Source organism: Oceaniovalibus sp. ACAM 378, assembly GCF_008085915.1.
Classification (GTDB): Bacteria; Pseudomonadota; Alphaproteobacteria; order Rhodobacterales; family Rhodobacteraceae; genus Oceaniglobus.
In genome coordinates, this window is record NZ_VSJK01000044.1 from 1 (window position 1) to 9,772 (window position 9,772).

The window sequence follows — 9,772 nt, forward strand, 5'->3', positions numbered from 1 at the left end:
AACGGGCCATGCTGCGCTTCCGGCGGATGCGAAGTTTGCAGAAATTCGTCGCCGTTCATTCTGCAGTTTACAATCACTTCAATCAGGAACGCCACCTTTACTCACGCAACAAGTTCAAGCTCAACCGCGCCGCCGCTCTTGCCGAGTGGCGTGATCTCGGCGCGGCTTGAGGGGCAGCTTCACCGGCTCTGCAGAGACTAGTTCGCATTGGTCTGACAGCACCTGTTGATGTCCTTCATTTTGGCATCAGTGATTTCCTGATCGAAATGAACCTGCCAGGGGATTTCCAATCATCTGTTGCCACGGAAGCATTGCAGAGAATCATGGATGCCTGCGATCGGAATGATGTCTTCGCGGGTATAGGTGGCGACAAGCGACCGGAACGGCAGGCGGAATTCATTCGGTCAGGCGGCTCGTTCATCACGACGAATTCTGAGATCTCTTATCTATCGGCAGCCATCCAGACCAGCGTTTCCTTTTTGCGGGACAACGAACCCGGCGACAGCTACACGCGTGGCACTGTCAGACAAAACCACTTGAGCCGGGCAGGGCGCCTGCCGAGTTCCCAAGGATGACGAAACCCAGCCCTTTCCGATATTTCAAAACCAACCCCGAAATTATCCGCCTAGCGGTGATGCTCTACGTTCGGTTCCCGCTTTCGCTTCGGAACGTCCAGGATCTATTGCATGAGCGCGGCATCGATATCAGCCATGAAACGGTGCGGTTCTGGTGGAACAGGTTCGGTCCAATGTTTGCCGCTGAGATCCGCAAGAACCGGGTTAGCCGGATGCGTGCGTGCTCGAACTGGCGGTGGCATTTGGACGAGGTTTTTGTGAAGATCAACGGCGAGACACATTACCTGTGGCGCGCGGTAGATCATGAGGGTGAGGTACTGGAATCCTATGTCACAAAGCGCCGCGATCGCAGAGCGGCATTGAAATTCCTAAAGAAATCAATGAAGCGATACGGCAACCCAGACATCATTGTGACAGACAGACTTCGGTCTTATTGCGCGGCAATGAAGGTGGTTGGCAATGCCGATCGCCAGGAAACAGGACGCTGGCTCAACAATCGTGCGGAGAATTCACACCTGCCATTTCGAAGGCGAGAGCAGGCCATGCTGCGCTTCCGGCGGATGCGAAGTTTGCAGAAATTCGTCGCCGTTCATTCTGCAGTTTACAATCACTTCAATCAGGAACACCACCTTTACTCACGCAACAAGTTCAAGCTCAACCGGACCGCCGCTCTTGCCGAGTGGCGTGATCTCGGCGCGGCTTGAGGGGCAGCTTCACCGGCTCTGCAGAGACTGGTTCGCATTCGTCTGACAGCACCGCCGGATCGCCGGTGTGGATACCGAAATTGCGGGCCGCATTACCGGCGATGCCTATGTCTGTGCCATGGGCAGCTATGTGGTGGATGTGCTGAACCCGATCGGGGTGAAACTGCCGGTTTATCCGGTCAAAGGTCATTCGGTGACGATTCAGGTGGCCGATGACCGATTTGCCCCGCAATCCACCATCATGGACGAAGCCCACAAGGTGGCGATCACCCGATTGGGCGATCGTATCCGTGTGGCTGGTCAGGCCGAAATTGCCGGTTATTCCAACCGTCTTGGCCCCCATGCCACCGATACGGTGAAACATTTGATCGGCGATCTGTTTCCCCGGGGCGGCGATCTGTCCAGGGCAGAGGGATGGACCGGATTGCGCCCGATGACGCCCGACGGCACCTCGGTTCTGGGTCCGACGCAATATGACAATCTGTTCGTCAATACCGGCCACGGCACCCTTGGCTGGACAATGGCCTGCGGGTCAAGCCGGGCGGTGGCCGATGTCGTGCTGGGCAAGACGCACGAAATTTCGCTGGATGGCCTGACGGCGGCGCGCTACGTGCGCTGAGCCCAAAACACTGACCGGCCACACCTATGCAGGGGGTGGCCGGCGGGCGCGAAACACATCCTAGCTGCGTATATGGCGGATCAGGCGCCGAATTGCGGGAGCCAGCGACCACAGCATAAAGATCAGCGCCATGGCCATGATCGTGCCACTGATCGGACGGGTAAAGAACACCGTCCAGTCCTGATGCGAATTCGCCATCGAGGTCAGGAAGTACCGCTCGGCCAGGGGGCCGAGGATTACCCCCAGCACCAGCGGCGCCGAGGGAAAGCCTACCCGCTTCATTCCCCAGCCCAGCACGCCGAAGGCAAGGCAGGCATAGACGTCAAAGATGTTGTTGCGCACGCCATAGGCGCCCACGACGCTGAGCACGATGATGAACGCCGCCAAGATCGCCGGGGGGGTGCGCATCAGAAAGGCAAACATCTGCGCCACGCCGATACCGGCGCCAATCATCAACACGTTGGCGATGATCATCGCGGCAAAGATCGTGTAGACCATCGTCGGGTCCATGATGAACAGCAGCGGTCCGGGGTTGACCCCGTGCAGCATCATCGCGGCCAGCATGATGGCAGTGGCCGCGCTGCCCGGAATTCCGAGCGTCAGCAGGGGGATCATCGCAGCACCGGTGGTGGCGTTCTTGGCGGCTTCGGGGGCGGCCAGGGCTTCGTCGATGCCGGTGCCGAATTCATCGCCGCGTTTTGACACCTGTTTCTCGATCCCATAGGCGATCACGGCGCCGGGAGTGGCACCGGCACCCGGAATCATCCCGATCAGACAGCCGATGCCGGTGCCCCGCGCGATGGCCCCCTTGACCCCCAGAATATCGGCCAGTTTCGCGCCGATCGCCTTGCCGCCGGTTTTCTTGGGCCGCAGGTCGCGGTCAGTGGCCAGCAGGTCGACAACTTCGCCAATCGCGAACAATCCGATCATCACAACGACAAAGCGAATGCCGCTTTCCATTTCTGGCACCCCGAAACTGAACCGCGCCTGACCATACAGCGGATCGATCCCGACAGTGCCCACGGCAATGCCCAGCAGCAGCGAGACCATGGTGACGATGGGTTGATCCTTGGCAATTGCGATGACGCTGACCAGACCCAGAAGGGTGGCGGCAAAGAATTCGGGTTGCGAGAATTTCAGCGCAAAGGTGGCAAACGGGGCCGACAGAAACGCCAGCATTAGGGCGCTGACCAGTCCGCCGGTGGCCGAGGCGGTGACGGCGATGGTCAGGGCTCGTTTTGCTTCGCCCCGCTTGGTCATCGGGTATCCGTCCCATGTGGCGGGCAGGGATGCCGGCGTGCCGGGTACGTTGATCAGGATTGCCGAGATCGATCCGCCGAAAACGCCGCCGACATAGATGCCGCCAAGAAACAGCATCGATTGCGTCGGTTCCATCACGTATGTAAACGGCAGCGCCATCGCCATCGCATTGACGAACGAGATGCCGGGCAATGCCCCTGCCACTACCCCGACCAGCAGGCCGGTGACGATGGTCAGAAATGCCCAGATTTCGAATGCGGCCAGAAACCCGCCGCCCAGCAACTCAAGCGCAGCCATGCCGTTTCCTTTATGTTCAGTAGATGCCGGTTGCGCGCAGCAACCAGATGCTGAAAGTGTCGAATGCTCCGGCTCCGCGTGGCAGGGGCATCAGCGCAAGCCCCATGAACAGCCACAACAGGGCCACCGTGCCGATCAACGACACCGGAACCACGACCAGTGGTTTGCGCACGCCGCCGAACAGGCACCAGATGGCGATGAACACCGCGGTGGCCACCGAAAATCCGGCGATCGGCATCAGCCAGCCGTAGGCGACGATCATCACCAGCCCGATCAGCGCCTTGCCAAAGTGATACTCGCCATCCTCGGCGGGCATGCTCAGGGTCGGGCGGCGCCCGGCCCCGCCCAGCGCCCAGATGTCGCGCGCGATCCACAGCGCTGAAAAGAACGCCAACCCCAGCAGCATGGCGCGCGGCCAGGCAGCAGGGCCAAGACCAACGGCGGTGGGCCGCTGGTCGCTTTCAAACATCATCCCCGGCAGGATCAGCGCCATCGCCAGCAGCCCAATGGCCACCAGCGACGGCAGATGCTGGACCAGGCCAGAGGGGGTGCGCCCCCCGGCCCGGGGCGTTACGCCGGATTTGTCAGACAGCGGTGCAGACGCCATGGTCCGATACCGCTCAGTTGGCCAGCTGTTCGGCGATCAGCGCGCGGAAATCCCTGACCATCGCCTGGGCCGCATCGCCGGTGACCGGTGTGATGCAGGTGTAGGTGCTGGAGCAGAATTCCTTCCAGTCGTCCGACGCGGTGGCGGTTGCCACGGCCTCGGCCAGTTTCGCGACTATTTCAGGTGGCGTGCCGGCCGAGACGGCCAGGCTGCGATAGTTGTCGAGCCCCGAGATATCGATGCCCAGCTCGGCTGAGGTTGGAACATCGGGAAACTCGGGGTGCCGCTTGTCCGAGAACACGACGACCGGGATCAACTGCCCCCCCTTGATGAACTGGCCCACATCGCCGGGTTCCTCATAGATTGCCGAGGTATGGCCGCCGATCGGCGAGGCATAACGTTCGGCCGGGGCCTGGAACGGCACGTTCTCCATGGTGACGCCGGCATCTGCCAGCAGTTTCAGCGTCACATCGTCCTGGGTGCCATAGCCCGAAGTGGCGACGGTGATCGCGCCGGGGTTCGCCTTGGCGAATTCGAACAGCGCCTCGGCCGTCTGGTGCGGGCTGTTGGCCGGCACGAACAGGAACGACGGCGAGCTCTGGATCACCGAGATCACCTCGAAATCCTCGGGCTTGTTGTCGCCAAGGCCCGAGGCCCAGCTGGCCACGGTCAGCGAAATCAGCGTACCGATGGTATAGCCGTCGGCAGGGTTGGTGCGCAGTTGCGTCAGCCCGGCATTGCCCGAGGCGCCGCCAACGTTGGACACCGGAATCGACACGCCCAGCGATTCTTCCATCAGGCGCGCCATGGTGCGCCCCATCACATCGGAACCGCCGCCGGGGCCGAAGGTCACGATCATTCCGACGGGCCGGTCGGGATAGGTCTGCGCGGTTGCCGCGCCGCCAAATGCCAACGCGCCGGCCAGAACTGCGGTGCTCAGCGTGGTCTTTGCAAAACGTGTAGTCATGTCGTCCTCCCTCTGGTGTTGTCTTGCCCGGTGCGCCATTGTGGTCTTGCCGGGGGTCTTTTGCGCTGCTGCTCCCTCCTCCCGAGGGACCGCAGCATCGTCTAACCGGTGATCTGGGCCAGCCTCAGCCGCTGAATCTTGCCCGAGGGTCCCTTGGGCAGATCGTCCAGAATGTGAATGATATCCGGGCATTTGTATTTGCCCAGCTTTTGCGTGCACAGATCGATCAATTCGTGCTGGCTGACCGTTGCTCCGTCGCGCAGTTTGACCGCCGCCTCGACCCGCTCGCCATAGCTGGAACAGGGGCGGGCAAAGGCCGCGGCCTCGACCACGTCGGGGTGAGAATACAGCGCTTCGTCCACCTCGCGGGGGGCAATGTTTTCGCCGCCCTTGATGATCAGTTCCTTCAGGCGACCGGTGACAAAGACATAGCCATCGGCGTCGATTTTGCCCAAATCGCCGGTCCGCAGCCAGCCGGTGTCGGTGAAGGTGCCCTTGGTCGCGTCGGGGTTCTTGTAGTACTCCAGCATCACGTTCGGCCCGCGAATTGCAATCTCGCCCTCGATATCGGCGGCCAGGGGCGCCATGTCGGGCCCCAGGATCGCAACCTCATTGCCATAGGCCATGCCGGGCGAGCCGATCTTGCGCAGGCCCGGGGGCAGGGGGTTCGACAGTATCTGCGCTGCCGTTTCTGTCAGGCCCATGGTTTCGATGATCGGAATGCCAAAGCGGGTTTCAAACGCGGCTTGGGTTTCCACCGCCAAGGCAGACGAGGCCGAGCGCCCGAACCGGATGCGCGCCTTTGTCGCCGCGTCGGGGTCTTTGGCGCCGTGCAGCAGATGCGAAATAATCGTCGGCACCACGGAAAACCAGGTGACCTCATGTTTTGCGCAGAGCGCCCAGAACTGGCTGGCGGAGAACTTGTCACAGACCACGACCGAACCGCCGGCAATCAGCGGAGCCATGATGGTGACGCACAAGCCATTGATATGATAGATCGGCAACACGCAGAGCACGCGGTCGGCGTCGGTCAGCCGGTGCGCCAGCGCCACCGTCCACCCGCCAGCCAAAAGACTGGCGTGGGTGTGCAGCACGCCTTTGGGCCGCCCCGTCGTGCCCGAGGTATACATCAACAGCGCATCATCCTGCGGGCCAAGGTCGGGCAGGGCGGCCGGGGTCGTGCCCTCGGGCCAGGCGATGGTATCGCCCACCCTAATCTGGCGCGCTCCGGTCTCGTGAGTTGCGGCGGCAGCAGTGAACAGGTCACCCTGCGCCGCGCCCACCAGTACAACCTTGGCGTCCGAGTGCGACAGGGCATAGCCCATCGCCTCGGCTCCGGCGACAAGGTTGATCACCGCGATGCGGAATCCGCCGTACAACACCCCGAACAGACAGGCGATGCCCATGCGGCTGTTGGGCATCATCAGCGCCACGCTGTCGCCTTTGACCAGGCCCATTCCGGCGAGGTGGGTCGCGATCTCGGCGGCGGTATCGCGCAACTCGCCCCAGGTCAGATCGGGGGCCGTCGGGAAATAATGGCTGACGTCTGTGCCTTGCCGGTCGGCGCGCTGGTCGAGCCAGCTGCGCACGGTTCCGGTGGGGGGCGTGTCGGTGACAGTTGTCATTTGCCGACCTCAGCCCAATAGGCGCCAAAGATATCGTCCAGCGCCGGTTCGCGGGCCGGAATCGGGCGGATCACCTTGGTGCGCTGCATGAAATGGCGCCAGTGCAGGTTGTCGTCGATCGAGTTTCCGCCCCAGCTGCCACAGCCCATCGACAGGGAAAACGGCATGCCGTTGGTGAAGGCGCCGCCGGTGGCGAAACAATGGGCCTGATTCACGATCACCCGACATGTCGGTATGTGGCGGCCAAGTGCGACGGGCCGCTCGGCGTCGGCGGTGTGCAGTCCGATGGAATGACCCGCGCCCTGATGCGCCAGCACCCGGGCGGTGATTGCGACCGCATCGTCGTAATCGCGGGCGCGGTACAGGGCGGCGACAAGGCTCAGCTTTTCGCCTGACAGGGGGTGTTCGGGGCCGATGCCGTCGGTTTCAACCACGATGAATTTTGTGTCGTCGGGCACGGTTCCCGCAAGGCCCAGCCTGTCGATCAGGACATCCGCGTCCTTGGCGATGACATCGCGGTTCAGATGGCCGCCCGGCCACAGTTTCGCGATGATCCCCGGCGCCTTGGCCGCGGGCACCAGCGCGCCGCCCTCAGCCGCCAGGGCGGCAATAAAGGCGTCATAGACGGAATCCACCACCACCAGCGCATTTTCCGATGAGCAGGAGGTCGAGTTGTCAAAGGTTTTCGAGGCGGCGATTTTCTGTGCCGCCGCCGCCAGGTCGGCGGTTTCATCGACGATCACCGTGACGTTGCCCGCGCCGACGCCGACAGCGGGCGTGCCGCTGGAGTACGCACGGCGCACATTGTCCTGACTGCCGGTAACCACCGCCAGATCGGCCAGTTCAAGCAGGCGCTGGGTGTCGGCCTTGGTGCCCGGGGGCGGGATCATCTGCACTAGGTCGCGGTTCTCGCCGATCTTGTCGAACTCGGCATGGATGAACTCCAGCAGCATCTCGCAACAGCCAACCCCCTTGGGCGAGGGCGACAGAATGATCGCATTGCCGCATTTCAGGGCGTTGATAACGTTGTTGGCCGGTGTCGCCGCCGGGTTGGTCGAGGGCACGACCGCGCCGATCACCCCCAGCGGGCGGGCGATTTCGGTGATGCCGGTGGCGGCGTCGTCGGACAGGATGCCAAACGTCTGTGCCTCGGCGATGTCGCGCATCAGGCCCAAAGTCTTGCGATGGTTCTTGGTGATCTTGTCGGGCACATTGCCCAGCCCGGTGGCCGAGACAGCCAGTTCGGCCAGTTGGCGGTTGCGCGCGGGTTCCATGATCGCCCAGGCTGCGGCCTGGGCGGCGCGGTCGTATCGTGCCTGGCTGCCTGCGGCCTCAAAATCGGCCTGCGCTGCGTGCGCCCGGGCCACAAGTTGATCTACCTGATTGTCATCGCCTGCGCTTGTCATCCGCTTCCCTTTGATAGCAGCCTCGACTTTCACGCTAAGCCATGAAAATAGTATTGCAAACGTTTTCATGAAAGCATTCGGAGGCCGCGCGTATTGCGATGAAAAAACAATCTGTTAAGGTCGATATCATCGCCGTCGCCAAGGCCGCTGGAGTGTCTGCAGCTACCGTGTCGCGAGTGATGAATCACCCGGACCTTGTCAATCCCTCGACGCGCAAGAAGGTGGATAACGCGATCCGGCGCACCGGCTATATCCGCAACCGCGCGGCGCAAACGATGCACGGTCGGCGCAGCGCAACCATCGGCCTTGTGGTGCCGACAGTGACCTATTCGATCTTTGCCGATCTGGTGCAGTCGTTCAACGATACTGTGGCCGAGTTGGGTTTCACCGTGTTGCTGGCCACGCACGGCTATGACCTGAAGGTCGAATACCAGGTGCTGCGCAAGTTGCTGGAGCACCGGGTTGACGGGATCGCGCTCGTCGGGCTCGACCACAGCGCCGACACCTACCGGCTGTTGGCGTCTCGCGATGTGCCGGTGGTAGCACTGTGGAATTATTCCGAAGATTCGCCGATTCCCTGTATGGGCTCGGACAACAGTGAGGCGGGGCGCATCGCTGCGCAGCATCTGGTGGCATTGGGACATCGCGCGATCGGCTTCATCTTTCCACCGACCGCCGAGAATGACCGCGCTCGCAATCGTCGCGATGCCGCGTTGCAGGTGGTCGAGGCGGCGGGAATTGTCGTGCCGGACGAGTGGTCGGTGCAATCGCTGTACAGCATCGCGCATGCCAAGACGGCCTGTCTGGGACTGCTGCGCCGGAAATACCCGCTGACCGCGCTGATCTGTGGCAATGATATCATCGCCCAGGGCGCGGTCTCGGCAGCGTTGGAGTTGGGGCTGAGCATTCCTCAGGACCTGTCGATCATCGGCATCGGCGATTTTGCCGGCGCGGGCGATCTGTTCCCGGCCCTGTCCACCGTGCGGATTCCGGCCTACGAGATCGGTCGGCAGGCGGGGCGGCATCTGGTGCAGCGCGTGGCGGAAACGGCTGAACTGCCGTTTCTGCGCACCAGGTTCGAGGTGTCGCTGATCCAGCGAGCGACGACCGCAGCGTCCCCGGCCATCCGCTGCAATACAGCACCGGGCGCGCAAGATATCGGGAATCAGGGCGGGTGTGTTCGTTGACCCCGGGCTGGGAGCCCGGACAAGAATTTCGCCCCGCACGCGCGGCATCGACATCAGCCATGAAACGGTGTGGTACTGGTGGAACCGGTTTGGCCCAATGTTCGCCGCAGAAATCCGCCGAAAACGCGTGCAGCAGATGCGGTCGTATTCGAACTGGCGGTGGCATTTGGACGAGGTTTTTGTGAAGATCAATGGTGAGCAGCACTATCATTGACGGGCCGTGGATCACGAAGGCGATTTTCATGGAACGCCCGAGTTGCATCTCATTCGCTTTTGCACCAGATGGGATTCGGAATTGCCACAGGGAATTTTAAAATCAATACCTTAGGAGGTAGAGAAGGTTCGACGCCAGTCGCGTTCCCTCCGCCACAAACCATTCGCGAACCCGAGACGAGGGGCTCTGTTGATGGCGTGGATGCCCCTCCCGACGGCATCGCAATGTGCCATTGTGGTGAGTGTTAAAGCCATCACAAAAGGAAGGAGCATCCATGTCCGAAGTTACTATTATCGGTGTCGACTTGGCAA

Annotated in this window: 8 protein-coding genes and 2 pseudogenes; 5 read left to right on the forward strand and 5 right to left on the reverse strand. The window is 61.9% G+C overall.

Annotation, left to right across the window (positions count from 1 at the left end):
* From FQ320_RS26720 to FQ320_RS24635, 3 genes and pseudogenes are all read left to right on the forward strand, one after another.
* Window positions 1–170 (forward strand): annotated as a pseudogene (locus tag FQ320_RS26720) (IS6 family transposase); the annotation flags it as partial.
* A 401-nt stretch (window positions 171–571) separates the two neighbouring features.
* Window positions 572–1,279, forward strand: coding sequence for an IS6 family transposase (locus FQ320_RS24630; RefSeq protein ID WP_148475913.1), 708 nt, complete (start codon window positions 572–574; stop codon window positions 1,277–1,279).
* 67 nt (window positions 1,280–1,346) lie between these two features.
* Window positions 1,347–1,898, forward strand: coding sequence for an FAD-dependent oxidoreductase (locus tag FQ320_RS24635; RefSeq protein WP_255509722.1), 552 nt, complete (start codon window positions 1,347–1,349; stop codon window positions 1,896–1,898).
* Window positions 1,899–1,958: 60 nt separating this feature from the next.
* On the opposite strand, the gene FQ320_RS24640 is transcribed toward FQ320_RS24635, so the two are convergent.
* The 5 genes from FQ320_RS24640 to FQ320_RS24660 all read right to left on the reverse strand — a co-directional run bounded on the left by FQ320_RS24640 (window position 1,959) and on the right by FQ320_RS24660 (window position 8,060).
* Window positions 1,959–3,455: a tripartite tricarboxylate transporter permease gene (locus tag FQ320_RS24640; RefSeq protein WP_148475914.1), complete on the reverse strand. Its 1,497-nt coding sequence runs from the start codon at window positions 3,453–3,455 to the stop codon at window positions 1,959–1,961.
* Between the two features lie 16 nt (window positions 3,456–3,471).
* The gene (locus FQ320_RS24645) at window positions 3,472–4,062 is read right to left on the reverse strand and encodes a tripartite tricarboxylate transporter TctB family protein (protein WP_148475915.1); all 591 of its coding nucleotides are present in this window, start codon (window positions 4,060–4,062) and stop codon (window positions 3,472–3,474) included.
* Between the two features lie 13 nt (window positions 4,063–4,075).
* Complete coding sequence (locus FQ320_RS24650) at window positions 4,076–5,029, reverse strand: tripartite tricarboxylate transporter substrate binding protein (protein WP_148475916.1); 954 nt, start codon at window positions 5,027–5,029, stop codon at window positions 4,076–4,078.
* Window positions 5,030–5,130: 101 nt separating this feature from the next.
* On the reverse strand, window positions 5,131–6,654 hold the full coding sequence (locus FQ320_RS24655; protein ID WP_148475917.1) for an AMP-binding protein: 1,524 nt from the start codon (window positions 6,652–6,654) through the stop codon (window positions 5,131–5,133).
* Complete coding sequence (locus FQ320_RS24660) at window positions 6,651–8,060, reverse strand: aldehyde dehydrogenase family protein (RefSeq protein ID WP_148475918.1); 1,410 nt, start codon at window positions 8,058–8,060, stop codon at window positions 6,651–6,653. The genes FQ320_RS24655 and FQ320_RS24660 overlap by 4 nt, the downstream gene beginning before the upstream one ends.
* Window positions 8,061–8,158: 98 nt before the next feature.
* On the opposite strand from FQ320_RS24660, the gene FQ320_RS24665 reads away from it, so the two are divergent.
* Both FQ320_RS24665 and FQ320_RS26725 read left to right on the forward strand, forming a co-directional pair.
* Window positions 8,159–9,247 (forward strand): LacI family DNA-binding transcriptional regulator, encoded by a 1,089-nt coding sequence (locus FQ320_RS24665; RefSeq protein WP_148475919.1) that lies wholly within the window; start codon window positions 8,159–8,161, stop codon window positions 9,245–9,247.
* A gap of 40 nt (window positions 9,248–9,287) precedes the next feature.
* Window positions 9,288–9,458 (forward strand): annotated as a pseudogene (locus FQ320_RS26725) (IS6 family transposase); the annotation flags it as partial.
* Between the last annotated feature and the right edge of the window lie 314 nt (window positions 9,459–9,772).

What these genes read in the sequence shown, in the direction of transcription:
- FQ320_RS24630 (WP_148475913.1), top strand. Translation starts at nt 572, where the DNA reads ATGACGAAACCCAGCCCTTTCCGATATTTCAAAACCAACCCCGAAATT.
- FQ320_RS24640 (WP_148475914.1), bottom strand. Translation starts at nt 3,455, where the DNA reads ATGGCTGCGCTTGAGTTGCTGGGCGGCGGGTTTCTGGCCGCATTCGAA.
- FQ320_RS24645 (WP_148475915.1), bottom strand. Translation starts at nt 4,062, where the DNA reads ATGGCGTCTGCACCGCTGTCTGACAAATCCGGCGTAACGCCCCGGGCC.
- FQ320_RS24650 (WP_148475916.1), bottom strand. Translation starts at nt 5,029, where the DNA reads ATGACTACACGTTTTGCAAAGACCACGCTGAGCACCGCAGTTCTGGCC.
- FQ320_RS24655 (WP_148475917.1), bottom strand. Translation starts at nt 6,654, where the DNA reads ATGACAACTGTCACCGACACGCCCCCCACCGGAACCGTGCGCAGCTGG.
- FQ320_RS24660 (WP_148475918.1), bottom strand. Translation starts at nt 8,060, where the DNA reads ATGACAAGCGCAGGCGATGACAATCAGGTAGATCAACTTGTGGCCCGG.
- FQ320_RS24665 (WP_148475919.1), top strand. Translation starts at nt 8,159, where the DNA reads ATGAAAAAACAATCTGTTAAGGTCGATATCATCGCCGTCGCCAAGGCC.